The 24,730-nt window shown below is 61.8% G+C and carries 22 protein-coding genes; 13 read left to right on the forward strand and 9 right to left on the reverse strand.

What is annotated here, in order from left to right:
* Window positions 1–72: 72 nt before the first annotated feature.
* The 3 genes from AC19YY_RS16660 to AC19YY_RS16670 all read left to right on the forward strand — a co-directional run bounded on the left by AC19YY_RS16660 (window position 73) and on the right by AC19YY_RS16670 (window position 4,083).
* Window positions 73–1,362 carry a M18 family aminopeptidase gene (locus AC19YY_RS16660; protein WP_029300406.1) on the forward strand — a complete coding sequence of 430 codons (1,290 nt, stop codon included), beginning with the start codon at window positions 73–75 and terminating at the stop codon, window positions 1,360–1,362.
* 294 nt (window positions 1,363–1,656) lie between these two features.
* On the forward strand, window positions 1,657–1,833 hold the full coding sequence (locus AC19YY_RS16665; RefSeq protein WP_166647837.1) for a hypothetical protein: 177 nt from the start codon (window positions 1,657–1,659) through the stop codon (window positions 1,831–1,833).
* A 72-nt stretch (window positions 1,834–1,905) separates the two neighbouring features.
* A complete protein-coding gene (locus AC19YY_RS16670; RefSeq protein ID WP_500604547.1) occupies window positions 1,906–4,083 on the forward strand; it encodes a mechanosensitive ion channel family protein in 2,178 nt (725 codons plus the stop codon).
* Here the strand turns inward: AC19YY_RS16670 and AC19YY_RS16675 are convergent.
* Window positions 4,059–4,772 (reverse strand): UTRA domain-containing protein, encoded by a 714-nt coding sequence (locus tag AC19YY_RS16675; protein ID WP_172314038.1) that lies wholly within the window; start codon window positions 4,770–4,772, stop codon window positions 4,059–4,061. The two genes, AC19YY_RS16670 and AC19YY_RS16675, sit on opposite strands and share 25 nt — an antisense overlap.
* A gap of 349 nt (window positions 4,773–5,121) precedes the next feature.
* Between AC19YY_RS16675 and AC19YY_RS16680 the strand changes: the two genes are divergently transcribed.
* The 6 genes from AC19YY_RS16680 to AC19YY_RS16705 all read left to right on the forward strand — a co-directional run bounded on the left by AC19YY_RS16680 (window position 5,122) and on the right by AC19YY_RS16705 (window position 10,447).
* The gene (locus AC19YY_RS16680; protein ID WP_169952845.1) at window positions 5,122–6,189 is read left to right on the forward strand and encodes an ABC transporter substrate-binding protein; all 1,068 of its coding nucleotides are present in this window, start codon (window positions 5,122–5,124) and stop codon (window positions 6,187–6,189) included.
* 151 nt (window positions 6,190–6,340) lie between these two features.
* Complete coding sequence (locus AC19YY_RS16685) at window positions 6,341–7,147, forward strand: alkaline phosphatase family protein (RefSeq protein ID WP_169952847.1); 807 nt, start codon at window positions 6,341–6,343, stop codon at window positions 7,145–7,147.
* The gene (locus tag AC19YY_RS16690; RefSeq protein WP_057959030.1) at window positions 7,144–7,989 is read left to right on the forward strand and encodes an ABC transporter permease; all 846 of its coding nucleotides are present in this window, start codon (window positions 7,144–7,146) and stop codon (window positions 7,987–7,989) included. Before AC19YY_RS16685 ends, AC19YY_RS16690 begins: the two co-directional genes overlap by 4 nt.
* Window positions 7,976–8,776 carry an ABC transporter permease gene (locus AC19YY_RS16695; protein WP_029292823.1) on the forward strand — a complete coding sequence of 267 codons (801 nt, stop codon included), beginning with the start codon at window positions 7,976–7,978 and terminating at the stop codon, window positions 8,774–8,776. The genes AC19YY_RS16690 and AC19YY_RS16695 overlap by 14 nt, the downstream gene beginning before the upstream one ends.
* A complete protein-coding gene (locus AC19YY_RS16700; RefSeq protein WP_500604548.1) occupies window positions 8,773–9,762 on the forward strand; it encodes an ABC transporter ATP-binding protein in 990 nt (329 codons plus the stop codon). The genes AC19YY_RS16695 and AC19YY_RS16700 overlap by 4 nt, the downstream gene beginning before the upstream one ends.
* Window positions 9,763–9,793: 31 nt before the next feature.
* Complete coding sequence (locus AC19YY_RS16705; protein ID WP_169952853.1) at window positions 9,794–10,447, forward strand: HAD family hydrolase; 654 nt, start codon at window positions 9,794–9,796, stop codon at window positions 10,445–10,447.
* Window positions 10,448–10,609: 162 nt separating this feature from the next.
* Here AC19YY_RS16705 and AC19YY_RS16710 read toward each other — a convergent pair whose 3' ends face one another.
* Window positions 10,610–11,572, reverse strand: coding sequence for a zinc-binding dehydrogenase (locus AC19YY_RS16710; protein ID WP_170057010.1), 963 nt, complete (start codon window positions 11,570–11,572; stop codon window positions 10,610–10,612).
* 138 nt (window positions 11,573–11,710) lie between these two features.
* On the opposite strand from AC19YY_RS16710, the gene AC19YY_RS16715 reads away from it, so the two are divergent.
* Together AC19YY_RS16715 and AC19YY_RS16720 are read left to right on the forward strand one after the other, a co-directional pair.
* The gene (locus AC19YY_RS16715) at window positions 11,711–13,792 is read left to right on the forward strand and encodes a carboxy terminal-processing peptidase (protein WP_170042679.1); all 2,082 of its coding nucleotides are present in this window, start codon (window positions 11,711–11,713) and stop codon (window positions 13,790–13,792) included.
* Between the two features lie 117 nt (window positions 13,793–13,909).
* Window positions 13,910–15,667, forward strand: coding sequence for a bifunctional diguanylate cyclase/phosphodiesterase (locus AC19YY_RS16720; protein ID WP_169957195.1), 1,758 nt, complete (start codon window positions 13,910–13,912; stop codon window positions 15,665–15,667).
* 18 nt (window positions 15,668–15,685) lie between these two features.
* Here the strand turns inward: AC19YY_RS16720 and AC19YY_RS16725 are convergent, their stop codons facing one another.
* The 5 genes from AC19YY_RS16725 to bamJ all read right to left on the reverse strand — a co-directional run bounded on the left by AC19YY_RS16725 (window position 15,686) and on the right by bamJ (window position 18,388).
* The gene (locus AC19YY_RS16725; protein ID WP_169957197.1) at window positions 15,686–16,072 is read right to left on the reverse strand and encodes an SEL1-like repeat protein; all 387 of its coding nucleotides are present in this window, start codon (window positions 16,070–16,072) and stop codon (window positions 15,686–15,688) included.
* Window positions 16,073–16,444: a hypothetical protein gene (locus AC19YY_RS16730; protein ID WP_057440671.1), complete on the reverse strand. Its 372-nt coding sequence runs from the start codon at window positions 16,442–16,444 to the stop codon at window positions 16,073–16,075. It lies immediately after the preceding gene.
* Complete coding sequence (locus tag AC19YY_RS16735) at window positions 16,441–16,779, reverse strand: helix-turn-helix domain-containing protein (RefSeq protein WP_169957198.1); 339 nt, start codon at window positions 16,777–16,779, stop codon at window positions 16,441–16,443. The genes AC19YY_RS16730 and AC19YY_RS16735 overlap by 4 nt, the downstream gene beginning before the upstream one ends.
* A gap of 97 nt (window positions 16,780–16,876) precedes the next feature.
* Window positions 16,877–17,332, reverse strand: a complete 456-nt coding sequence (locus tag AC19YY_RS16740; protein WP_169957200.1) for a YkvA family protein — start codon at window positions 17,330–17,332, stop codon at window positions 16,877–16,879.
* 327 nt (window positions 17,333–17,659) lie between these two features.
* Window positions 17,660–18,388: a BamJ family beta-barrel-assembly machinery protein gene (gene bamJ / locus AC19YY_RS16745; RefSeq protein WP_029292800.1), complete on the reverse strand. Its 729-nt coding sequence runs from the start codon at window positions 18,386–18,388 to the stop codon at window positions 17,660–17,662.
* Window positions 18,389–18,646: 258 nt separating this feature from the next.
* Here bamJ and AC19YY_RS16750 point away from each other — a divergent pair, with 258 nt between their 5' ends.
* On the forward strand, window positions 18,647–20,455 hold the full coding sequence (locus tag AC19YY_RS16750) for a di-heme-cytochrome C peroxidase (protein ID WP_500604549.1): 1,809 nt from the start codon (window positions 18,647–18,649) through the stop codon (window positions 20,453–20,455).
* A 29-nt stretch (window positions 20,456–20,484) separates the two neighbouring features.
* Window positions 20,485–21,618, forward strand: coding sequence for a catalase family protein (locus AC19YY_RS16755; protein WP_169957203.1), 1,134 nt, complete (start codon window positions 20,485–20,487; stop codon window positions 21,616–21,618).
* 64 nt (window positions 21,619–21,682) lie between these two features.
* Here the strand turns inward: AC19YY_RS16755 and AC19YY_RS16760 are convergent, their stop codons facing one another.
* Together AC19YY_RS16760 and AC19YY_RS16765 are read right to left on the reverse strand one after the other, a co-directional pair.
* Window positions 21,683–22,651 (reverse strand): LysR substrate-binding domain-containing protein, encoded by a 969-nt coding sequence (locus AC19YY_RS16760; protein WP_169957204.1) that lies wholly within the window; start codon window positions 22,649–22,651, stop codon window positions 21,683–21,685.
* A gap of 50 nt (window positions 22,652–22,701) precedes the next feature.
* Entirely contained in the window at window positions 22,702–24,711 is a 2,010-nt protein-coding gene (locus AC19YY_RS16765) for a CocE/NonD family hydrolase (protein WP_500604550.1), read from the reverse strand.
* Window positions 24,712–24,730: the final 19 nt, after the last annotated feature.

The following is a 24,730-nucleotide window of genomic DNA, read 5'->3' on the forward strand; positions in this document are numbered from 1 at the left end:
CGCTCCCACATTTGTTCTGTGCACTTATCACATCGGACGGTAAACTCGCGCCATTGCTGTCTGGAGCTACTTATGCGCGAAGCGTTGAACCAAGGCCTGATCGACTTCCTCAAGGCCTCTCCCACCCCCTTTCATGCCACTGCGGCCCTGGCCCAACGCCTGGAAGCCGCCGGTTTCCAGCGCCTCGACGAACGCGAGACCTGGACCACCGAGGCCAACGGTCGCTACTACGTGACCCGCAACGACTCCTCGATCATCGCCTTCAAGATGGGCCGCCAGTCGCCCCTGCACGACGGCATCCGCCTGGTCGGCGCCCATACCGACAGCCCGTGCCTGCGGGTCAAGCCGCAACCTGAGCTGCAACGCCAGGGCTTCTGGCAACTGGGCGTGGAAGTCTACGGCGGCGCACTGCTGGCACCGTGGTTCGACCGTGACCTGTCCCTGGCCGGCCGCGTGACGTTCCGGCGTGACGGCAAGGTCGAAAGCCAGTTGATCGATTTCAAGCTGCCGATTGCCATCATCCCCAACCTGGCCATCCACCTGAACCGTGAAGCCAATCAAGGCTGGGCGATCAATGCCCAGACCGAGCTGCCGCCGATTCTCGCGCAGTTTGCCGGCGATGAGCGCGTGGACTTCCGCGCCGTACTCACCGACCAACTGGCCCGCGAACATGGGTTGAATGCTGATGTGGTGCTCGACTACGAGCTGAGTTTCTACGACACCCAAGGCGCAGCGGTGATTGGCCTGCATGGCGACTTTATCGCCGGCGCCCGCCTGGACAACCTGCTGTCGTGCTACGCCGGCCTGCAAGCCCTGCTCACCAGTGAAACCGACGAAACCTGCGTGCTGGTGTGTACCGACCACGAAGAAGTCGGCTCCTGCTCGGCCTGTGGTGCCGACGGGCCGATGCTGGAGCAGACCCTGCGTCGTCTGCTGCCTGAAGGTGACGAGTTCGTACGGGCCATTCAGAAGTCGCTGCTGGTGTCTGCCGACAATGCCCACGGCATCCACCCCAACTACGCCGACAAGCACGACGCCAACCATGGCCCGAAACTCAATGCCGGCCCGGTGATCAAGGTCAACAGCAACCAGCGCTACGCCACCAACAGCGAAACCGCCGGATTCTTCCGCCACCTGTGCATGGCCGAAGAAGTGCCGGTACAGAGCTTCGTGGTGCGCAGTGACATGGGCTGTGGCTCGACCATCGGCCCGATCACCGCCAGCCACCTGGGCGTGCGCACCGTAGATATCGGCCTGCCGACATTCGCCATGCATTCGATTCGTGAACTGTGCGGCAGCCACGATTTGGCGCATCTGGTGAAGGTGCTGAGTGCGTTTTATGCGAGCCGCGACCTGCCCTGAGCAGGGCGGCGCTTGCCCTAATGCCGATCAGTTCTCAAAAGCAGCGAAGATCAAATGTGGGAGCGGGCTTGCTCGCGAAGACGTCCGCCCAGCAAACATTGATGTTGACTGACCCACCGCTTTCGCGAGCAAGCCCGCTCCCACCGGGGATCTGCGCTTAACTGAACGGCATTAGGGCTTGCCCGCGATGGCGATTCCCAGCGCACTGCGGCGCTATCTGACACACATCAAGGCACCCCGCGCCAATCCAGCCTAGACTGACCATCATCCCTCAACGACAAGGCCGTCCCCACCATGATCCCGATGTCCGCCTTCCACGCCATGCTTATCCCCATCCTCACTGGCATGATCCTGCTGGCCGTTGGCTTCAACTTCCGCGACAAGAACCTTGGTGTGTTTGGCATGTGGGTCGGCATGCTGCTGATCCTCGGCACCATCGTCTACCGGATCCTCGCGAAACTGGCCGAATAACAAATGCACTCGCATTGGGCATAGCGCCCTCGTACACTCGGTCGATCTGTCGTTTCCAAGGTTGACCGCCTCGTGCTTGCCCGTCTGTTTGCCCTGCCACACTGCCTGCTCCTTTGCCTGCTGATCCTGTTGCCCATCGCCCCTGCCCAGGCGGTCGGCCTGCCAGGCATCCTGGGCAGTACCAGCAAAGCCCAGCCACAAGCCGACGTACCGCTGGGGCAGTCCCTGGACGAGGTGATCAAGAACCTGGAAAACGACCAGCAGCGCGCCAAGCTGCTGGCCGACCTGAAAAAACTGCGCGAAGCCACGAAAAAAGCCCAGCCGGCGGCCGAGCAAGGGGTGCTGGGCTTGATCGGTGGCACCCTGGCCAGCCTCGAACAACAACTGTCCGGCGCCGACAGCCCGCTCAACCGCTGGTCCATCGAGTTCGACCAGGCCAAGGCCGAGCTGGGCGCATTGATGCTGCCCGCCAGCGAATGGCTGCCGATCATCTTTGGCTTTGCCGTAGTGCTGATGCTCTGGAGCCTGTTGGCCGCCGCGCTGATCTGGCTCAGCCACCGGGTGCGCCTGCGCTTTGGCCTCAGTGAAGAATTGCCGCAACACCCCAAGACCTGGGACATGCTGCGTTTTGCCCTGCGCAAACTTGGGCCCTGGCTGATCGCCCTGGTGATCACCGTCTACCTCAGTTACGCCCTGCCCTCGTCCCTGGGCAAGTCCCTGGCGATGGTGCTGGCGTACGCGCTGGTGGTCGGCACGTGCTTTTCGGCGATCTGCGTCATTGCCTTTTCCGTGCTCGACGGCCCCCACCGCCATCGGGCGCTATATATCCTGCGCCACCAGGCATTTCGGCCGCTGTGGCTGATCGGCAGCTTCGCCGCCTTCGGCGAGGCCTTGAGCGATCCGCGCCTGACCGAAGCCCTGGGCACCCACCTGGCGCACAGCGCCGCGACCATCGCCAATGTGCTGGCAGCGCTGTCTACCGGCGTGTTTATCCTGCGCTTTCGCCGGCCCATCGCACATCTGATCCGCAACCAGCCACTGTCCCGGCGCCTGACCCGCCGCGCGTTGAGCGACACCATCGAGATCATCGGCACCTTCTGGTACCTGCCTGCGCTGCTGCTCGTGGGTATCTCGCTGTTTGCCACCTTCGTGTCGGCCGGCGATACCAGTACCGCCTTGCGCCAGTCACTGCTGTGCACGGTGTTGCTGGTGCTGTGCATGGTGATCAACGGCCTGGTACGCCGCCATGCCCTCAAGCCCCAACGCGGGCACAAGCGCCATGCGCTGTATTCCGAACGCCTGAAAAGCTTCGTCTATACCCTCGCCCACCTGGTGGTGTGGCTGGTGTTCATCGAACTGGGCCTACGGGTCTGGGGCTGGTCGCTGATCCGCTTTACCGAAGGCGACGGGCATGAAATCAGCGTCAAGCTGTTCGGCCTCGCGGGCACCCTGCTGTTCGCCTGGCTGATCTGGATCCTTAGCGATACCGCGATCCACCACGCCCTCACCCGCTCGCGCAAAGGCCTGGCCAATGCGCGGGCGCAAACCATGATGCCGTTGATCCGCAACGTGCTGTTCGTGACGATCTTTATCATCGCCGCCATCGTCGCCCTGGCGAACATGGGCATGAACGTCACGCCGCTGCTGGCCGGTGCCGGTGTGATCGGCCTGGCTATCGGTTTTGGCGCGCAGTCGCTGGTGGCGGACTTGATCACAGGCCTGTTCATCATCATCGAAGACTCCCTGGCCATCGATGACTACGTGGACGTCGGCGGCCACCTCGGTACCGTCGAAGGCCTGACCATCCGCACCGTGCGCCTGCGCGATATCGACGGCATCGTGCACACCATCCCGTTCAGCGAGATCAAGAGCATCAAGAACTACTCGCGGGAATTCGGCTATGCGATTTTCCGCGTCGCGGTGCCCGCCAGCATGGACATCGACACCGCGATCAAGCTGATGCGCGACGTCGGTCAAAAGATGCGCGCCGACCCGCTGCAACGCCGCAATATCTGGTCGCCCCTGGAGTTCCAGGGTGTGGAGAGCTTCGAGTCCGGCAACGCCATCCTGCGCGCGCGCTTCAAGACTGCGCCGATCAAACAGTGGGAAGTGTCGCGGGCGTTCAACCTGTCGCTCAAGCGCCACCTGGATGAGGCCGGAATGGACCTGGCGATGCCGCGCTTGAGTGTGCAGGTGGTGACGGCGGCGAGTAGGCCGCAGGACGCTCAGGTCACATCGACCCCGACGTGAATCGCATCATGGCGCCAGAACTCCAGGTCGCAATCGATCAGGCGCTGATGCTGATCGTAATTGACCCGGGCGATCCGCAGCCCGGGGCTGCCTGCCGAGACCTTCAGGGCCGCTGCCGCTTCCACCTGCAATGAGGTCGGCACAATTTCGAAGCGTACGCGCCCGTAATGCAGGTCGTATTTGCGGGCGTACAACTCGGTCATCGACTCGTTCAGGTCACACGCCAGGATCCCTGGAAAATACTGGGGGTTGAGGTAGTGCTCGACATACAACACCAACCGCCCATCGATACGCCGCCGGCGGCAGATCTGGATCACACTGGACAGCGCCGGCAGTTGTAGCCATGCGCAAACGGCGGCCGAAGCCGGTTGCAGGCGCGCGGAAATAACTTCGGTAGAAGGCTCCCGCCCCTGGGCGCTGACCATGGCGTGGAAGTGGCTGCGCTGCATCAGGTTGTAGGCCAGCCGGGGCGGCGAGACGAACCAGCCACGGCGCTCCTCGCGGTAGATCTGGCCCTGGGCCTCCAGTTGCAGCAAGGCTTCGCGCACGGTAATGCGGGTGGTACCAAACAACTCACTGAGTTTGCGCTCGGCCGGCAATTTGCTCGCCGGGCTGAGCAAACCGTGGCTGATCTGCTCTTGCAGCGCCAGGCCGATGGCTGTCACCGCTTTGGTTGCCTCATCACGCATCAACGTTACCTATCTGGACTAGGCCAGCACTGTTTGGGTGCGCCAAATGCCCCTGGAATGGGCGGCGGCTATAGCGTGCAAGCCTAGGCATCACACATGACCGACAGATGACAGCGCCTTGCGCCGCTGCCTCACACACCCTGCAATACGCCGGCCAAGTCCAGGTATTACGGGGGCCACGCGTTAGTCTACGCTTACCCGGCGGGCGCCTGCCCAGGTGCCTTGAAAACGACATCGACATGAAACTGTCATCCAGCGCGCCTAAATTGGCTCGTGTATTGCTGACCTAGACCAAACCAACCGCGCCATCAAAAAATCGCAGCGTTGAAAACGCCCAAAGGAGCTTCGGATGAAACAGCTTTTCCTGGCATCACTGTTAGGCTCGACCATTGCCATGTGCACCGCCGCCATGGCCGCTGACACCGACTTGAAAACCCTGGAAGCTGCCGCCAAGGCAGAAGGCGCTGTGAACAGCGTCGGCATGCCCGATGACTGGGCCAACTGGAGAGGCACCTGGGAAGACCTGGCGGCCAAGTACGGCCTCAAGCACATCGACACCGACATGAGCTCGGCCCAGGAAATCGCCAAGTTCGCCGCAGAAAAAGACAACGCCAGCGCCGATATCGGTGACGTGGGCGCCGCCTTCGGGCCGATTGCGGTCAAGCAGGGCGTGACCCAACCCTACAAGCCCAGCACCTGGGAGCAGATCCCGGATTGGGCCAAGGACAAGGATGGCAACTGGGCACTGGCCTACACCGGCACCATCGCGTTTATCGTCAACAAAAAGCTGCTGCACGGCTCCGAAGTCCCGACCAAGTGGTCTGACCTGAAAACCGGCAAGTACAAGGTCTCGATTGGTGACGTGAGCACCGCCGCCCAGGCCGCCAACGGCGTGCTGGCGGCAGCCCTGGCCAATGGTGGCGACGAGAGGAACATCCAGCCGGCGTTGCTGATGTTCGCCGAGATCGCCAAGCAGGGGCGTATCTCCCTGGCCAACCCGACCATTGCCACCATGGAAAAAGGCGAAGTGGAAGTGGGCGTGGTCTGGGACTTCAACGGCCTGAGCTACAAGGCCAAGATGGCCAACCCGGATGACTACGTGGTGCTGATCCCATCGGATGGCTCGGTGATTTCCGGCTACACCACCATCATCAACAAATACGCCAAGCACCCCAACGCCGCCAAGCTGACCCGCGAGTACATCTTCAGCGATGCCGGGCAGATCAACCTGGCCAAGGGCAATGCACGGCCGATTCGTGCCGAGCACCTGACCCTGCCCGCCGAAGTACAGGCCAAGCTGCTGCCTAACGAACAGTACAAAGGCGTGACCCCGATCAAAGACGCCGATGCCTGGGAGAAGACCTCCAAGGGCTTGCCGCAGAAGTGGCAGGAAGAAGTCATCATCAACATGCAATAAGCCCTGGAATACGACCAGGGTGGGAGCTGGCTTGCCTGCGATAGCGGTATGACATTCAGCACTTGCATCGGCTGATACACCGTTATCGCAGGCAAGCCAGCTCCCACAGTTGATCTGGTTCCAGCAGAACCACCGAGGAGCCCCTGTCCCTATGAAGCACAACGTCATCCTTGTGGTGCTCGACGGCCTCAACTACGAGGTTGCCCGGCATGCCATGGGGCACCTGCAGGCCTACGTCGGCGCCGAGCGTGCAGCGCTGTACAAGCTGGAATGCGAATTGCCCGCCCTCTCGCGCCCGCTGTACGAATGCATCCTCACTGGAGTGCCGCCGATCGACAGCGGTATCGTCCACAACCACGTCTCGCGCCTGTCCAACCAGCGCAGCATTTTCCATTACGCCACCGACGCGGGCTTGACCACTGCGGCGGCGGCCTACCATTGGGTCAGCGAGCTGTACAACCGCTCGCCGTTCATCGCCGCCCGCGACCGGCATACCGACGACCCGGCACTGGCGATCCAGCACGGGCACTTCTACTGGAGCGATCATTACCCCGACGCCCACCTGTTTGCCGATGCCGAAAGCCTGCGCCTCAAGCACGCGCCGAACTTTTTGCTGGTACACCCGATGAATATCGACGACGCCGGCCACAAGTACGGCCTCGACACCGCGCAATACCGTAACAGCGCCCGCTCGGCGGACATTATTCTCGCCGACTATCTGCAAGGCTGGCTCGACACCGGCTACCAGGTGCTGGTCACCGCCGACCACGGCATGAACAACGACCGCTCCCACAACGGCCTGCTGCCGGAGGAGCGCGAAGTACCGCTGTTCGTTTTCGGGGATGCCTTCAGCCTCGAGCCCGAGGCCCAGCCCAGGCAAACCGATATCTGCGGCACCGTCTGCGCCCTGCTTGGCGTTGCCCACGACAAACCTGTCTGCCAGGAGCTGTTGAAGTGAGTTCAGTGATCCGTGGTAAATGGCTGGCCGCCTTGTGCCTGGTGCCTTTCGCCCTGTTTTTTATCGTGTTCCAGATCGCGCCGCTGTTCTGGGTGATGGTCAACAGCCTGCAATCGGAAGAGTTCGGCTGGGGCCTGGCCAACTTCAGCAAGATCTTCAGCTCGAAGTTCTACCTGCAGGCAATCCAGTACAGCCTGGAGCTGAGTTTCTATTCCAGCGTCTTCGGCATCATCATCGCCGTGCTGGGCAGCTACTCGTTGCGCAAGGTGGATTCGCCGCTGCGCAACTTCGTCACCGCCTTCGCCAACATGACCAGCAACTTCTCCGGTGTGCCCCTGGCCTTTGCCTTCATCATCCTGCTGGGGTTCAACGGCAGCATCACCATCATGCTCAAGCAGGCCGGGATCATTCAGGACTTCAACCTGTACTCCAAGACCGGCCTGATCATCCTGTACACCTATTTCCAGATCCCCCTGGGCGTGTTGCTGCTGTACCCGGCCTTCGATGCCCTGCGTGAAGACTGGCGCGAGTCCGCAGCACTGCTGGGGGCCAATGGCTGGCAGTACTGGCGGCACATCGGCCTGCCGGTGCTGACGCCGGCGCTGCTGGGCACCTTCGTGATCCTGGTGGCCAATGCCCTGGGCGCCTATGCCACGGTGTATGCGTTGACCACCGGCAACTTCAACGTACTGCCGATCCGCATCGCGGCGATGGTTTCCGGTGATATTTCCCTGGACCCGAACATGGCCAGCGCCCTGGCCGTGATCCTGGTGGCGCTGATGACCGTGGTCACCGTGGTCCATCAACTGCTGCTCAAGAGGAGCTACCATGTCTCGCGCTGAAGCCAGCCCCGTCGCCCTCTATCATCGCGTGGTGGTGTACCTGCTGTTCGCGATCCTCGTGCTGCCGCTGATTGGCACCCTGGTGTACTCCCTCGCCAGCAGTTGGTCGGCCACCATCCTGCCCGCCGGCTTTACCTTCAAGTGGTATGTGCAGTTGTGGAGCGACCCGCGCTTTTTGCATGCCTTTGGCCAATCGCTGCTGGTATGCGTCGGCGCGCTGATCCTGTCGGTGGTGCTGATCCTGCCGCTGCTGTTCGTGGTGCATTACCACTTCCCCAGGCTCGATGCGCTGATGAACATCCTGATCCTGCTGCCCTTCGCGGTGCCGCCAGTGGTGTCATCGGTAGGCCTGTTGCAATTGTATGGCTCGGGGCCGCTGGCGATGGTCGGCACGCCGTGGATCCTGATCGGCTGCTACTTCACCGTGGCGCTGCCGTTCATGTACCGCGCGATCACCAACAACCTGCAGGCGATCAACCTGCGGGACCTGATGGACGCCGCCCAGTTGCTTGGCGCCAGCACCTGGCAGGCGGCAATCCTGGTGGTGCTGCCCAACCTGCGCAAGGGCCTGATGGTCGCGTTGCTGCTGTCGTTCTCGTTCCTGTTCGGCGAGTTTGTGTTCGCCAATATCCTCGTCGGTACGCGCTACGAGACCTTGCAGGTCTACCTCAACAACATGCGCAACAGCAGCGGGCATTTCACCAGCGCCGTGGTCATTTCCTATTTCCTTTTCGTGCTGCTGCTCACCTGGGCCGCCAACCTCTTGAACAAGGACAAAAGCCAATGAGCTTCGTCAGCGTCCAGCACCTGCAAAAAAGCTACGCCGCCACCCCGGTGTTCAGTGATATCAATTGCCAGATCGCCAAGGGCGAATTCGTCACCCTTCTGGGCCCGTCCGGTTGCGGCAAGTCCACCCTGCTGCGCTGCATCGCCGGCCTGACGCCGGTGGACAGCGGACAGATCCTGCTGGACGGCCAGGATATCGTGCCGCTGAGCCCGCAGAAGCGTCACATCGGCATGGTGTTCCAGAGCTACGCGCTGTTCCCCAACATGACTGTGGAACAGAACGTCGCCTTCGGCCTGCGCATGCAGAAGGTCAACGCCGATGACAGCCACAAGCGCGTCCAGGAGGTGCTGCAACTGGTCGAGCTCAAGGACCTGGCCGGGCGCTATCCGCACCAGATGTCTGGCGGCCAGTGCCAGCGCGTCGCTCTCGCCCGCTCCCTGGTCACCCGGCCGCGCCTGCTGCTGCTCGATGAGCCGCTGTCGGCACTGGATGCGCGGATTCGCAAACACCTGCGCGAACAGATCCGCCAGATCCAGCGGGAATTGGGGCTGACCACGATTTTTGTGACCCATGACCAGGAAGAAGCCCTGGTCATGTCCGACCGCATCTTCCTGATGAACCTGGGCAAGATCGTGCAGAGCGGCGACGCCGAAACCCTCTACACCGCCCCCGTGGACGCCTTCGCTGCCGGTTTTATCGGCAACTACAACCTGCTGGACGCCGAGCAGGCCAGCACGCTGTTGCAACGTCCGGTCAGCAGCCGTATTGCGATCCGTCCTGAGTCCATCGAACTGAACCACAGCGGCGAACTTGATGCGCTGGTGCGCAGCCACAGCCTGTTGGGCAATGTGATTCGCTATCGCGTCGAAGCCCGGGGCATCGAATTGGTGGTGGACGTACTCAACCGCTCGGCCCAGGATCTGCACCCAGACGGGCAACGCCTGGCACTTTCCATCGATCCCAGTGCGCTGTGTGAGGTAGCCTGAGGATGCAGTGTTTATTAAGGAAGCATGACTGATGGCTTTGGTAATTTTTGATCTGGACGACACCCTGATCCACGGCGATTGCGCCACCTTGTGGAGCGAGCAGATGGGCCGCCTGGGCTGGGTGGACCGCGAATCGTTCATGGGCAAGAACCACGAACTGATGTCCGCCTACAGCCGCGGCGAGTTGGCCATGGAAGAGTTCATGGACTTCAGCCTGGAACCGATGATCGGGCGCACTCCGGAAGAAGTCGCGCACCTGGTGGAGCCGTGGGTGGAAGATGTTATCGAGCCGCTGATCTACAGCGACGCGACCAAGACCATCGCCCGCCACCGCCAGAACGGTGACCGGATCCTGGTGATCTCGGCCTCGGGCACGCACCTGGTCACGCCGATTGCGGCGCGCATTGGCATCGATGAAGTACTGGGGATTGAACTGGACGTGGCCCACGGGGTGTACAGCGGCAAGACCGTGGGTGTACTGACGTACCGCGAAGGCAAGATCACCCGCTTGATGCAATGGCTTGAGCAGGAAGGTGAAAGCCTGGAAGGGGCGTACTTCTACTCGGATTCGCGTAATGACCTGCCGCTGCTGAGCAAGGTCGATTTCCCGCAGGTGGTAAACCCCGATCCGGTGTTGCGCGCCCATGCCGAACAGGCCGGCTGGCCGATCCACCAGTGGACCTGAAGGCCCACTTTTGGCGTTGAAACCCAATCCAATGGGGGAGCTAATGTGGGAGCTGGCTTGCCTGCGATAGCGGAGTATCAGGTTAAGGTCTGTTACTGACACACCGCTATCGCAAGCAAGCCCCGCTCCCACCTTGGGCTGCATTTCAACCCTGGATTGGCCTCAGGCCAGGCTTTCGTCGATCACCAGCACCAGCTTCCCGGAAATCTGGTTGGTCGAAAGCTGCGCAAACGCCGCTTCCGCGTCCGTGATCGGGAAGGTCTTGGCCAACTGCGGGCTCAGTCGCCCTTCGCCAAACAACGGCCACACCTGCTGGCCCAGGTCGCTCAACAGGTCTGCCTTGAACTGGTCATCGCGGCTGCGCAAGGTCGAGCCCAGCACTTGCACACGCTTGGCCAGCACCTGCGCCAGGTCCAACTGGGCTTCACGCCCGCCCATCAAGCCGATCAATACCCAACGACCGTCGCGGGCCAGCAGCTTGAGGTTAATGGCTGCATAGTTGCCGCCCACCGGGTCGAGAATCACGTCGAACGGGCCAAAATCCCCCAGGCTCTCGATGCCGTCGGTACGTACCACACCGCCCTGGGCGCCGAGGTCTTCGCAGTAGGCCAGGCGGTCCGCCGAGCCGACGCTGACCCAGCACGGGCTGCCAAAGGCTTTACACAGCTGGATCGCCGCCGAACCGACGCCACTGGCGCCCGCATGCAACAGCACCTTTTCCCCGGGCTTGAGCGCCGCCAGTTGGAACAGGTTGAGCCAGGCGGTGCTGTACACCTCGGGCAACGCAGCGGCTTCGGCCAGGGACAAACCCTCTGGCACCGGCAGCACGTGGCGCGCGTCCACCACCACTTCCTGCGCCATGCCACCGCCCGCCAACAGCGCACAGACCCGATCCCCCACTTGCCAGGACGAGCCAGCGCCGACTTCGCTGATCACCCCGGAACACTCCAGGCCCAGCACTTCGCTGGCCCCGGGCGGTGGAGGATAGAGCCCTGCACGCTGTAATAAATCCGCTCGATTGAGGCCGGCTGCTGCCACCCGAATGCGAACTTGCCCTACATCGCACGTAGGACTTGGGGTCTCAACCCACTCCACATGACCTTCAACGCCTTGCAATGCTTTCACAGTGCCTCCATAGTGAGTCTGGACTGAGCCCGTTGCTGTAGCGCCGGGCTTTTTGCATTATGCGACCGGCCCAAATGGAACCGGCGACTTCAAAGACGGCCTAATATGCGTTATCAATTGCCCCCGCGTCGAATCAGCATGAAGCATTTGTTCCCCAGCACCGCCCTCGCTCTTTTCATTGGTCTCGGCCTGTTGCCGCTGTCGACCAATACGTTCGCAGCCAACAGCTGGGACAAACTTCAGCCTGATCGCGATGAGGTGATTGCCAGCCTTAACGTCGTCGAGTTGCTCAAGCGCCACCATTACAGCAAGCCGCCGCTGGACGATGCGCGCTCGGTGATCATCTATGACAGCTATCTCAAGCTGCTGGATCCCTCGCGCAGCTACTTCCTGGCCAGCGATATCGCTGAGTTCGACAAGTGGAAGACCCAGTTCGACGACTTCCTCAAGAGTGGCGACCTGCAACCTGGCTTCACCATCTATAAGCGTTACCTGGACCGTGTCAAAGCGCGTCTGGACTTCGCCCTCGGTGAGTTGAACAAAGGCGTCGACAAGCTCGACTTCACCCAGAAGGAAACCCTGCTGGTGGATCGCAAGGAGGCCCCGTGGCTGACCAGCACCGCCGCCCTGGATGACCTGTGGCGCAAACGCGTCAAGGATGAAGTCCTGCGCCTGAAGATCGCCGGCAAAGAGCCCAAGGCGATCCAGGAATTGCTGACCAAGCGCTACAAGAACCAATTGAGCCGCCTGGAACAGACCCGCGCCGAAGATATCTTCCAGGCCTACATCAACACCTTCGCGATGTCCTACGATCCGCACACCAATTATCTGTCGCCAGATAACGCGGAAAATTTTGATATCAACATGAGTCTGTCCCTCGAAGGGATCGGTGCCGTGCTGCAGAGCGACAACGACCAGGTCAAGATCGTGCGCCTGGTGCCAGCGGGGCCTGCGGACAAGACCAAGCAGGTCGCTCCGGCCGACAAGATCATTGGCGTGGCCCAGGCCGACAAAGAGATGGTCGACGTGGTCGGCTGGCGCCTGGACGAAGTGGTCAAGCTGATCCGTGGGCCCAAGGGCAGCGTGGTGCGCCTGGAAGTGATTCCGCACACCAACGCGCCGAACGACCAGACCAGCAAGATCGTGTCGATCACCCGCGAAGCGGTGAAGCTCGAAGACCAGGCCGTACAGAAGAAAGTCCTCAACCTCAAGCAGGATGGCAAGGACTACAAGCTGGGCGTCATTGAGATCCCGGCGTTCTACCTGGACTTCAAGGCCTTCCGTGCTGGCGATCCGGACTACAAGAGCACCACCCGCGACGTGAAGAAAATCCTCACCGAGCTGACCAAAGAGAAGGTCGACGGCGTGGTCATCGACCTGCGCAACAACGGTGGCGGCTCGTTGCAGGAAGCCACCGAGCTGACCAGCCTGTTTATCGACAAGGGCCCGACCGTGTTGGTGCGCAACGCTGACGGTCGTGTGGATGTGCTGGAAGACGAAAACCCGGGCGCCTTCTACAAAGGCCCGATGGCATTGCTGGTCAACCGTCTCTCGGCTTCGGCCTCGGAGATTTTTGCCGGTGCGATGCAGGACTACCACCGCGCGTTGATCATCGGTGGCCAGACCTTCGGCAAAGGCACGGTGCAGACGATCCAGCCACTCAACCATGGCGAGCTGAAGCTGACCCTGGCCAAGTTCTACCGGGTTTCCGGGCAGAGCACCCAGCACCAAGGCGTACTGCCGGACATCGACTTCCCGTCGCTCATCGACACCAAGGAAATCGGCGAAAGCGCCCTGCCAGAAGCCATGCCGTGGGACACCATCCGCCCGGCCATCAAGCCTGCATCGGACCCGTTCAAGCCCTACCTGGCCCAGCTCAAGACCGAACATGACCTGCGCTCCGCCAAGGACGCCGAGTTCGTGTTTATCCGCGACAAGCTGGCCCTGGCCAAGAAGCTGATGGCCGAGAAGACCGTGAGCCTCAATGAAGTGGACCGCCGCGCGCAGCACACCGATATCGAGAACCAGCAACTTGCCCTGGAAAACATCCGCCGCAAGGCCAAGGGTGAAGACCCGCTCAAGGAACTGAAGAAAGAAGACGAAGACGCACTGCCGACCGAACCTGAAAAGACCAAGCCGGAAGATGATGCCTACCTGAGCGAAACCGGGCGGATTCTGCTGGACTACCTGAAAATCAGTAAGACGGTGGCCAAGCAGTAAATGATGGCGATTTAATGTTGTCGCTCCACTGAGCGTCATCAAACAGACATCATTCTGTCGTGAAATGAAGGACCGGGCGCCCCAGGCACCCGGTCCTTTTTTTCGACCGAGATCATCATGACCATGACCGAACAGCTGAATGCCCTGGCCTCCATCCTGGCCCAGGGCAGTTTGCACAGCCTGTTCCAACCCATCGTCAGCCTCTGCGAACGTCGTATCCTCGGCTATGAAGCCCTGAGCCGCGGCCCCTCCAACAGCCCGCTGCACTCGCCCCTCGCCTTGTTTGGCGTGGCGCGCCAGGCCGGGCGCCTGAATGAGCTGGAGATGGCCTGCCGACAAAGTGCCTGTAGGCGCTTCAGCGAGCAGAAGCTGCCGGGCAAGCTGTTTCTCAACGTCTCGCCCGAGTCCCTGCTGGAAACCACCCACCAACCGGGCCGCACCCTGCATATGCTGCGCGAGTATGGAATCGCGCCCAGCCAGATCGTGATCGAACTCACGGAGCAAGCGCCGACCGACGACTTCCAGCTGTTGCAAACCGCCCTGCACCATTACCGTGACATGGGTTTTTCGATTGCCCTGGATGACTTGGGCGCCGGTTATTCCAGCTTGCGCCTGTGGTCAGAATTGCGCCCGGACTACGTGAAGATCGACCGGCATTTTATCGATGGCATTCACCAGGATGCGCTCAAGCGCGAGTTTGTCGGTTCGATCCTGCAGATCGCCAGGGCTTCGCGCGCGCAGGTGATTGCCGAAGGCATCGAGCTGCCGGAAGAGTTGGCGGTGCTCACGGAAATGGGCGTGGACCTGATCCAGGGCTACCTGCTGTGCCGTCCCCAGGAGCATCCACCGACCGAAGCCCGGTTGATGCTGGCCAAGCCCGACAGCACCAGCGTTTCGCTCAACGAGGACGCCAGTGACCTCAGCGCCCTGCTCAACGAACAACCGGCCGTGGCCCAGGACACCGCCACGGCCAAAGTGCTGGAAGCGTTTCGCAGCCAGGCCAATCTCAACTCCCTGGCGGTCCTGGATGGGCGCGGCCAGCCGATTGGTATCGTGCATCGGCACTCGTTGTCCGACGTCCTGCTCAAGCCGTTTGCCACCGATCTGTTTGCGCGCAAGCCTATCAGCCGCCTGATGAGCGATGACTTCCTGGCCGTGGAACTGAGCCAGTCGTTGCAACAGGTCAGCCGCCTGCTGACCAGCCGCGCGCGGCAGCGTATCGAAGAAGATTTCATCATCACCCAAAATGGCAACTACCTGGGATTGGGCCGGGTGATCGACGTGCTCAAGCTGATTACCGAACTGAAAATCCAACAGGCGCGCTACGCCAACCCGCTGACCCTGCTGCCGGGCAATGTGCCGATCCAGCAGTGCCTGACACGGCTGTTGCAGCAGCAGCGCGAATCGGTGATTTGCTATGTGGATATCGACAGCTTCAAGCCATTCAACGATATCTACGGCTATGGCCGTGGCGATGAAGTATTGCTGTGCCTGGCGCAATGCTTGAACGACCGGGTAGACCCCAGCCGTGATTTTGTCGGGCATATTGGCGGCGATGATTTTTTACTGGTGCTGGGCGCCCAGGACTGGCGCAAGCGTCTCAACCAACTGGTGGATGATTTCCAGACCCAGTGCCGGCGCTTCTACCGCAGTGAACACTTGGATGCGGGCTGTTTTATCGCCCTGAATCGCCAGGGGGTGCGCCAGGAGTTTGCCTTGCTGTCGCTGTCCATCGGCGTGGTGCATCTGCATCCATTGAGCTGTGGGCACCTGGATGCCAGCCAGTTGGCGGAACTGGCCTCCCAGGCCAAGCATCACGCCAAGGACGTGGCCGGCTACAGCATCCACCTCATCGATAGCCGCGAAATCCTGTAGGAGCCGACAAGCCTGCGCCTACAACTGCTCCAGGCGTATCTGCGCCAGCGGATGCCCAGCCTTGGCGGCGATGGTCCACCAGCGTGCCGCTTCTACAGGGTCCGGAGCCTTGCCCAGGCTGCCTGCCAGGCTCAGCACGCCCACTTGATAGGCCGCCTTGCCATCCCCCGCCTGACCCGCCAGGCGCAGCAAGCGCACGCCCTCCTCCCGCGCGCCAATGCCTAGGCCGCGAAAGGTCAGGATATGCCCATAGAAACTTTGGGCCTCGACATTGCCCAGGTTGGCCATGCGTGCAAACTGACCCTCCAGCCAGTGCCAGCCGCGGGGCTGACGCACAAACCATGACCAATGAAACAATCTGCGTGCCAGCCAATAACTGGCATACGCTTTGAGCTTCCAGAACACTCAGGCCTCCGCTGACTCAGGATATTCGTACTCGAACACACGGACCACTTCCGAGGCATGCCACGATGCTGCAGCAACGCCATCGGACGGTCCGCAAAAGCGCCCGAGGCGCTCGACACATTCAAAAAAACCGGTGCGCGGCAAGCGGCTTGCGCCCTGGCTGATTACCAGGGAGCTGCGCAGTGGCTGATCCGCCTTGGCATCCAGGGCCGCCAGGTGTTCCAACGCGGCGGTCAGGGTTTGCATCGCCGGCGTCGGGAACTGCAGACGCTCGAGCAACGCACGGTAGGTCAATAGATGTCGCTGGCGACGGGCCTGGTCGAGCTCATTGAGCAACCCATCCCAATGTTGACGGCTGATGCGCACACTCACATTTCATCCCTCCAACCGGCAATCCCCAATTCCCAGGCCAGGCTGCGACGGATCGCGGCATCCGGCTGGCGCTCGCCACTTTCGATCAACCCCAGGTAGGACGGGCTGATGCCGACGGTGCGGGCCAATGTCTCGATCGCCAGGCCCTTGGCTTCGCGCAGGCTGCGCAATTGCGCCAGGGGGCGTAGGTCCTGCTCGGTAGCGACGGGAGGGATCTGTGCAGCAGGAGTGACTGGTTGCTGCAGGCCGGCGGCTGTTAACAGCGCCTGGTACTGAGCCCATGGCAGAACCGCGTACTCGGGTTCGCCATCCCGTGAAATGATTTGTATATCCATGACTGCCCCGTAGGATCACAACACTTACGAAGTAAGTACTTTCCTTAGGAGTGTAATCCTAACAGCCACAAAGAGCGCAGGGGGATAATCCGCGTGTTCAGTTTTTTTTCGGGTTTTCCTGCTCCAGTAGTTGCGGCGTGGCGGGCAGGCGTTCAACCACCACCAACTTCTCCGGGCGCTGGCGGTCACGCCAGGCGCGGAAGGCACTCAACTCACCGTCCAGGCTCTTCATGACCCAGGCCAGTACCGCGATGTCATCGAGCATGCCGAACATCGGCAGGAAGTCCGGGATCGCGTCAATCGGGCTGAGGAAGTACATCAGCCCCGCCACCACCGAGATCAGCGCCTTGGGGCTGATAGCCCGGTACTCGCCGCGCCAATAGGCCAGGCACAGCGCCTGGAGCAGCTTGAGGTCGTCCTTGAGCTTGCCCAGGCGATTGCCCTGGCTGGAGCCTTTGGCAGCGACCGCGAACAACAGCGTCGGCAGGCGTCCACGCCCGATCAGCCGTGCGGCCAACGGCAGGAAGCGGGTGAAATTCCAGGGTGCTTTCATCGTCACTCCAGTTCCAGGCGAGATAAAAGGTTATCCACACAACTTGTGGATAACCTTGTGAACAGAGCCCATTTTTGCGGCTGAAAGCCACGTAATACAAGGCCTACAGTCAGATCGGGCGTTTTTTGCGCACATAAAAAAATCCCAAGATTTCATTGACTTGGGGGGCATCTGCGGCTACCCGTGCCGAGGTATAGCATCAGACTGCTCTAAGTCGCAGGTGTTCGTTCTGATTTTCCCACACCCCTCCACGACCTCGGTCAGCAGCTCCCACACCAGAAACAACAACGCCCCGTATAAACGGGGCGTTGTGTGTTCAGCAGCGGCTTACTTGGCAGCCGGTGCCTCAGGAGCGTCGGCCTTGGCCGGGTCCTTGATTGCCAGCAGCTCCAGGTCGAAGACCAGTACGGAGTTGGCTGGAATCGCCGGGCTCGGGCTCTGGGCGCCGTAGGCAAGGTCGGACGGGATGTACAACTCGACCTTCTCGCCCACGTGCATCAGTTGCAGGCCTTCGACCCAACCTGGGATCACGCCGCTGACCGGCAGGTCAATCGGGCTGCCGCGATCCACGGAGCTGTCAAAGGTGGTGCCGTTGGTCAACTTGCCGGTGTAGTGCACAGTCACTACGTCGGTAGGCTTGGGCTGGGCGCCTTCGGCTTTCTTCACGATCTTGTACTGCAGGCCGGAAGCGGTGGTGACTACGCCGTCTTTCTTGGCGTTGTCTTCAAGGTATTTCTTGCCGGCGGCTGCCGACTCTTCACTCATCTTGGTCATGCGCTCTTCAGCACGCTTTTGCAGTGCGGAAAACGCTTCGACCAGTTCTTCGTCCTTCAGCTTCTGTTCTTTCTTGCCGACGGCATCTTCGATGCCTTGGGCAACTGCCTTGGAGTCCAGGTCATCCATACCTTCCTGAGCCAGGCTTTTGCCCATGTTCAGGCCGATACCGTAGGAAGCTTTCTGCGCCGGGGTTTTCAGCTCTACGCTGGTTTGCGAATCACAACCCGCAAGTACCAGGCTAACCAGGGCCACCGCCGCCGCCAACCGATGCTGTTTCATGCTATTTCCTTGTTCATGCGCCAAAAGGGCATTCGAATAAAGTCGCGAGCTTATCAGGCGGCCACGACCAATGGCTACCGGCATGTGAGCAGGAAACTTCTGATAAGTTCACGTGTTTAAAAGCATTTTCATCTGCCCCAAAGCCCGGCGAAGGACAGCCGGCGTAGCGAAAACCGCCTGCGTAGACGGATCATGGCTACTTGCCGCCTACCGCGCTCAGTGGCATAAGGGCACAACAACTCGACAAGGATAGTTATCTTGCGCATTTTTTCCCGTGTTTTACTCCTGATCCTGTCATTTATGGGACTGCTGCTGGCGGTGGTCCTTTATTACGTGATCAACCCCAGGCTCCCGGATTACGTGGCGGTGCAGCAGGTGCACTACCAGGACCAATGGAGCGCCGCCGACCGCCAGGCCTACTACTTCACGCCCCAGGGCACCCAGATAAAAGGCCTGCGCTATAACTGGTTCACCGCGCTGGAGCTGCCGTTTTCCGAGCAGCGTTTTGCCGAGCCGGCCAACCTCGCGCGCTTCGGTTTCCTGGTGGACCCGCGACAACAGGCCACACCCCAGAACCCCGGCAACCTGCCCGTAGGCTTCGCCCGGCACAAAAATGCCGGCAGCAGCGACGAGTTTCTCGATATCACCTGCGCCGCCTGCCATACCGGCGAGTTGCATTTCAATGGCCAGGCCCTGCGCATCGATGGCGGCTCTGCGCAACATGTGCTGCCCTCCAGCGTGCCAACCTTGCGCGGCGGCAGCTTTGGCCAGGCCCTGGTGGCCAGCCTCGCCTCTACCTATTACAACCCGTTGAAGTTCAGGCGCTTTGCCCACAGCGTGCTGGGGGATCAATACGACGCCCAGTACGATCAGTTGCGCCAGGACTTCAAAAAGTCCCTGGACAACTTCCTCAAGGTGGCCTGGAACGATACCCACCGCGGCCTCTACCCCACCGAAGAAGGCCCGGGGCGCACCGACGCCTTCGGCCGCATCGCCAATGCCAGCTTTGGCGACGCCATTTCGCCGAACAACTACCGTATCGCCAACGCGCCAGTGGACTACCCGCAGCTGTGGGACATGTGGACCTTCGACTGGGTGCAATGGAACGGCTCGGCCCAGCAACCCATGGCGCGCAACATCGGCGAGGCGTTGGGTGTAGGCGCGACCCTGGCGTTCTTCGACAGCGCCGGCCAGCCCCTCAAGGGCGATGCGCGCTACCCGTCCAGCGTGCGCGTGCGTGACCTGAACCGGATCGAAGAAACCCTGCAACGGCTCAAGCCACCGGTTTGGCCTGAAGCGCTGTTCGGCGCCATCGACAAACCCCTGGCCGCCCGAGGACGTGCGCTGTTCGCGGAAAACTGCGCGGCCTGCCATGTGCCCAGCGTGAGCGAAGTCAACGGGCGCCCGGTGCAGCAGTTGAAGATGCTGCCAGTGGACTACATCGGCACCGACCCGGGCACCGCCAGCAACATTGCCGACCAGCGCTACGACCTCAGAGCCCTGCAATGGGACCCGGCCGAACTGGCGCAGTTGAATGTCGAACTGCACCCCACGCCGACCGAACCGCTGGATCTGCGCAGCCTGTCCGTGGCCAAGGGCCTGGCCTATGTCACAGCGTTTGTCGAAGAGCACGCCTACCGCGCCGCCGGCATCACAGCGGCCGAACGCCCGCGCCTGGACGGCTACGGCCTGCCCATCGGCGTGCGCGAACTGCGCGCCTACAAGGCCCGCCCACTGGCGGGTGTGTGGGCCACGCCGCCGTTCCTGCACAACGGTTCGGTGCCGACGATCTACCAGTTGCTTTCGCCCCAGTACGAGCGCAGCCGCACCTTCTATAAAGGCACCTTCGACTACAACCCGCGTCACCTGGGTTATCGCACCGAGGCGTTTAAAAATGCATTCCTGTTCGACACCAACATCACTGGCAACCACAACAGTGGCCACGAGTTTCGCGCCGGCAAGCGTGGCAATGGGGTGATCGGCCGCGGCCTTGAGCCTGAGGAGCGTTGGGCGCTGCTGGAATACCTGAAAGTACTGGGCGGCCCCCTGGAGCAACAACTGCCATGACTTCCCCATTTCGATACAAGGACCGTTCCATGCTCGCTCGACTGTGGCTGCGCCTCGGCGCGTTTCTCGGCAAGACGCTGTTATGGCTGGTAGGCCTGGGCCTGCTCGGCTGGTTGTTGTCGACCCTGTGGTTCGCCTGGCACCACAGCGGCCCGGTGTCGGCCGAGGAACAGATTCCGCCCGGCGAAGCGGCCATGACCCAAGGCATCATTCAGACGGCGGTGCGCATTGTCGACCAGCATCGCGAAGGCACCCGTTACCTGCGCGATGCCCATGCCAAGGCCCACGGCTGCGTAAAAGCCGAAGTCAGCGTGCTGCCAAACCTTGACCCGGCGCTGCGCCAGGGCGTGTTCGCCGAGCCGGGCAAGACCTGGCAGGCGATGATGCGCCTGTCCAACGGCAACGCTTATCCACAGTTCGACAGCATCCGCGACGCCCGCGGCATGGCGATCAAGCTGCTGGACGTGCCGGGCAAGCAACTGCTGGCCGACCAGCAGGCACGCGGCGAGCAGGACTTCGTGATGTTCAGCCACCCCAACTTCTTTGTCAGCGATGTGGCGGAATATGCGCAGAACGTCGGGGCCCAGGCCGATGGCAAGAAAGTCATGGCGTTTTTCCCCAGCCTCGACCCGCGCAGTTGGCAGGTGCGCCATCTGTTTATTGCCCTGGCGACATTGGCGCCGGCACCGGCCAGCCCGACCGAGACCACGTACTTTTCGGTATCGCCCTACAAGTTCGGCAGCGCCAACGCCAAGTTTCGCGTCGCCCCAGACCCGCAAAGCTGCCCGCAATACCATCTGCCCAAGCAGAACCAGGACTTGCCGAACTTCCTGCGCAGCGCCTTGAGCCAGCAGTTGTCCACCGACCGCATCGACGCTTGTTTTGTGTTGCAGATCCAGCGCCAGAACCCGCAGAAATACATGCCCATCGAAGACACCAGCATCGAATGGAAGGAAAGCGACGCGCCCTACGAGAGCGTGGCGAAAATTCGCATTCCGGCGCAGGACTTCGATACACAGGCCTTGAACCTGGCCTGTGACAACCAGTCGTTCAACCCATGGTTTGGCGTGGAGGAACACCGGCCGATTGGAGGGATCAACCGGCTGCGCAAGGCGGTGTATGAGGCGGTGAGTGATTATCGGCATAGCCGCAACGCACCCTGAATAATGCCTGTGGGAGCGGGCTTGCTCGCGCTGACGTCAGCAAGAACGCCTCACCGCGTCATCGTTAACGATCATCGCGGGCAAGCCCGCTCCCACAGAAAAGCCCCTGCGGCGTTGTATCGGACGCCGTCAGCAACCATTGCTGAAAACTGCGCGCCGCCGAGGGTGGGTTGCGATGCTGCGGTTGCATCAGTTGCAGGCGGCCACGACTGTGCATGTGATGGGGCAAGGCCAATTGCAGGCGGCCGGCAGCCAGCTCGCCTTCGAGCAGGCACTTCCAGCCCAGGGCTACGCCATGCCCCATCACTGCCGACTGCATCAGCAACTGATAGCTGTTGGTGCGCAAGGCGTGACGAGGCGTGTGGTACTGCGCACCGATGTCGGCGAACCAGTCGGTCCAGGTCAACCAGTCGTGATAGTGGTCTTCTACGATCAACAAGGTATGGCTGCGCAGCAGGTGCTCGGCGTCGCGGATCGCGCCATGGCGCTCGATGTAGCCGGGGCTGCATACGGCGATGACCTGCTCACTGGCAAACACCGGGGTCAGTTCCAGGCCAAGGGGCGCTGGCAGTTCGTCGAGGTGATAGAACAGGCCCAGGTCATATTCGCTGACATCCAGGTGGCTCGGGCTTTCACTGCACAGGATGCGGATATCCAGCTCCGGGTGCTCATCCTGGAAGGCCGGCAGCAGCGCGGCGAGCCAGATGGAACTGATGGTCGGCGTGCTGGCCAGGGTCAGCTGGCGATCGGCACCGCGTCGACGCAGCTCCGCCGATTCGCGATCAAGCTCGCGCAGCAGGCGCTGGATGGTGCGAAAGTAACGCACGCCGGCCGGGGTCAGACTCAGCCCCAACGCCAACCGATAAAACAGCGGTCGCGCCAGGTCTTCCTCCAGGCGCTTGATCTGCCGGCTCACTGCGCTTTGGGTCAGGTTCAGTTCGTGGGCCGCCTGGGTAAAGCTCAAATGCCGGGCGGCGGCCTCAAACGTCTGCAAACAATTGAGCGGTGGAAGGTCGACGTTTCGGCGCGACATGCAGGGATCCGTGGCTGATCAGATGAGCAAGCATCCTGCCACTTGCCCGCTCACAACGCGACCCGCGCGACCCGTCTGCTCCAGCTTCGCTGATGCACCTGCACCCCGTTTTCCCACGCCTGCTGGTGCGCCTCGATGTAGAACCACTGGGCGTCGGCGTGCACCTGCAAGTGGCTGTCGACCGCCACCGACCACTGCGCGCGCTCGACACGGTACTGCCAGTGGATATTGGCCTGGGCCGACAACGGGTCCCAGGGCATGGTGCGATATTGCTCGGTGCACCGCTGGTCCACCGCCAGGCCATGGTCGGTGAAGCGCACGGCGCCCAGGTCGTCCTCGACGTTTACGCACACTTCGCCACTGCCTACGTCCTCGATCAAGGTACGTTTCGGCGCAGCCGCCCGCAGCACCTCCAGCGCCGCCGGGGTAGCCGCTTGCGGGGCCTCGAACGGGCATGGCACGGCCGCGCCGCTGAAAATCGGCAATTGCACACGTTGCACGGCGGGCAGCACGGTCAGGGTGGTCAGTTCGCGGCTGGGCCACAGTAGCGGGAAGCTCGCGGTGCTCAGGGCCAGCCGCAGGCGGTAGCCGGCCGGCACCCGCGTGCCGACATGATCCAGGCTCAGTTGCACATCCAGCGGTTCGCCTGGCACAGGTGGTGTCAGACGGGAGAAGTCTTCACGTAAGGCAAGGTTGAGTACGCCGTAGGTGATCTGCGTGACTTGCCCGTCGGGCGCCACCGCATTCAGGCGCGCCACCAGTTGCCCGCAAGAGGTATCGCTGGCCAGGCGCAGTTGCAAGCGCACATCCCCCAGCAGCGCCAGGGGTTCGGCCAGTGGCTGAGAGTCGAAGCACAAAGACTGCGCATCGTCGCGGCGCTGATCGGTCGGGCCGTCGGGGCCAAACCAGATGGCGCAGTACTCGCCCTGGTGCAGGCCGGTGGTCAGTGGCGAACAGATACTGCGCGGGCCGCCCAGCGCCTGCTGGCCCGGGCGCAGGCCATGGTCGGTCAGGCTGTAGTCGGTCCATTGCACCTGGGGATCGGGCCAGCCCGAGGTCTGCACCCAGATGCCTGGGCGTTCGGCATAACTGCCCTTGGGCGCCAACACATCCTGTAGGTAAAAGGTGCAGGCCGCGTCGTCCATCACCCGATTGTCGATACCTTTAAGCCAGTGGTCCCACCAGCGTTTGGCCTCCTGCAGGAAGCCAATGGCCGGGTTGGGCACGGCGAAATGCGGGTACTTGTGAATCCACGGGCCGATCACGGCTTTTTTCGGCCCCGGCAGGTTTTCCATCAGGCGTGGCACCGCATTCTTGTAGGCATCGCCCCAACCGCCGACGGCGTACACCGCCGCCTTGATCGCCGAGTAGTCCTCGCAGACCGAGCCGTGACGCCAGTAGGCATCGCGGGTCTGGTGTTGCAGCCAGGTCTCGGCCAGCAGCGGCATGGCGTCGAGGCGTTGCTGCCACAGGGTTTTCCAGGCATCGCCAACCAGCAGCGGGTCGGGCACTGCCGCGCTGAAGTTGAGCATGGTCGCGGCCCAGCCGAAGTTCTCCAGCAGCAGGTTGCCGCCCTTGTAATGGATGTCATCGGCAAAGCGGTCATCGGTGGAGCACAGGGTGATGATCGCCTTCAATGCTTCGGGCTGGCGCGCGGCGACTTGCAGGCTGTTGAAGCCGCCCCAGGAGATGCCCATCATCCCCACGTTGCCGTCGCACCAGGGCTGCTGGCACAGCCAGTCGATCACTTCGAGGGCGTCGTCCTGCTCCTGCAACAGGTACTCATCGGCCATCAAGCCTTGGGATTCGCCATTGCCGCGCATATCGACCCGCACGCAGGCATAGCCCTGCCCCGCCATCCATGCGTGGGTCAGGGCATCGCGCACCGCCGTGCCATCGCGCTTGCGATAGGGCAGGTATTCGAGGATCGCCGGGAAGGCCTGCGCGCCTGCGGTGTCAGGCAGCCAGATACGCGCTGCCAGTTGTGTGCCATCGCTCATGGGGATCAGGCAGTGCTCGATCTCGCGAACCTTGTAGGCAAATTCGGTGACGATTTCCATGGGTAACTCCAACAACAAA

The organism is Pseudomonas sp. MF09156, assembly GCF_059862305.1.

Bases quoted from the DNA above. Each gene is read 5' to 3' on its own strand.
- AC19YY_RS16675 (WP_172314038.1), bottom strand. From the start codon at position 4,772: ATGCGTGATGAGGCAACCAAAGCGGTGACAGCCATCGGCCTGGCGCTG.
- bamJ (WP_029292800.1), bottom strand. From the start codon at position 18,388: ATGAAACAGCATCGGTTGGCGGCGGCGGTGGCCCTGGTTAGCCTGGTA.
- AC19YY_RS16705 (WP_169952853.1), top strand. From the start codon at position 9,794: ATGGCTTTGGTAATTTTTGATCTGGACGACACCCTGATCCACGGCGAT.
- AC19YY_RS16700 (WP_500604548.1), top strand. From the start codon at position 8,773: ATGAGCTTCGTCAGCGTCCAGCACCTGCAAAAAAGCTACGCCGCCACC.
- AC19YY_RS16665 (WP_166647837.1), top strand. From the start codon at position 1,657: ATGATCCCGATGTCCGCCTTCCACGCCATGCTTATCCCCATCCTCACT.
- AC19YY_RS16735 (WP_169957198.1), bottom strand. From the start codon at position 16,779: ATGGATATACAAATCATTTCACGGGATGGCGAACCCGAGTACGCGGTT.
- AC19YY_RS16695 (WP_029292823.1), top strand. From the start codon at position 7,976: ATGTCTCGCGCTGAAGCCAGCCCCGTCGCCCTCTATCATCGCGTGGTG.
- AC19YY_RS16685 (WP_169952847.1), top strand. From the start codon at position 6,341: ATGAAGCACAACGTCATCCTTGTGGTGCTCGACGGCCTCAACTACGAG.
- AC19YY_RS16680 (WP_169952845.1), top strand. From the start codon at position 5,122: ATGAAACAGCTTTTCCTGGCATCACTGTTAGGCTCGACCATTGCCATG.
- AC19YY_RS16755 (WP_169957203.1), top strand. From the start codon at position 20,485: ATGCTCGCTCGACTGTGGCTGCGCCTCGGCGCGTTTCTCGGCAAGACG.
- AC19YY_RS16765 (WP_500604550.1), bottom strand. From the start codon at position 24,711: ATGGAAATCGTCACCGAATTTGCCTACAAGGTTCGCGAGATCGAGCAC.
- AC19YY_RS16760 (WP_169957204.1), bottom strand. From the start codon at position 22,651: ATGTCGCGCCGAAACGTCGACCTTCCACCGCTCAATTGTTTGCAGACG.
- AC19YY_RS16660 (WP_029300406.1), top strand. From the start codon at position 73: ATGCGCGAAGCGTTGAACCAAGGCCTGATCGACTTCCTCAAGGCCTCT.
- AC19YY_RS16720 (WP_169957195.1), top strand. From the start codon at position 13,910: ATGACCATGACCGAACAGCTGAATGCCCTGGCCTCCATCCTGGCCCAG.
- AC19YY_RS16740 (WP_169957200.1), bottom strand. From the start codon at position 17,332: ATGAAAGCACCCTGGAATTTCACCCGCTTCCTGCCGTTGGCCGCACGG.
- AC19YY_RS16715 (WP_170042679.1), top strand. From the start codon at position 11,711: ATGAAGCATTTGTTCCCCAGCACCGCCCTCGCTCTTTTCATTGGTCTC.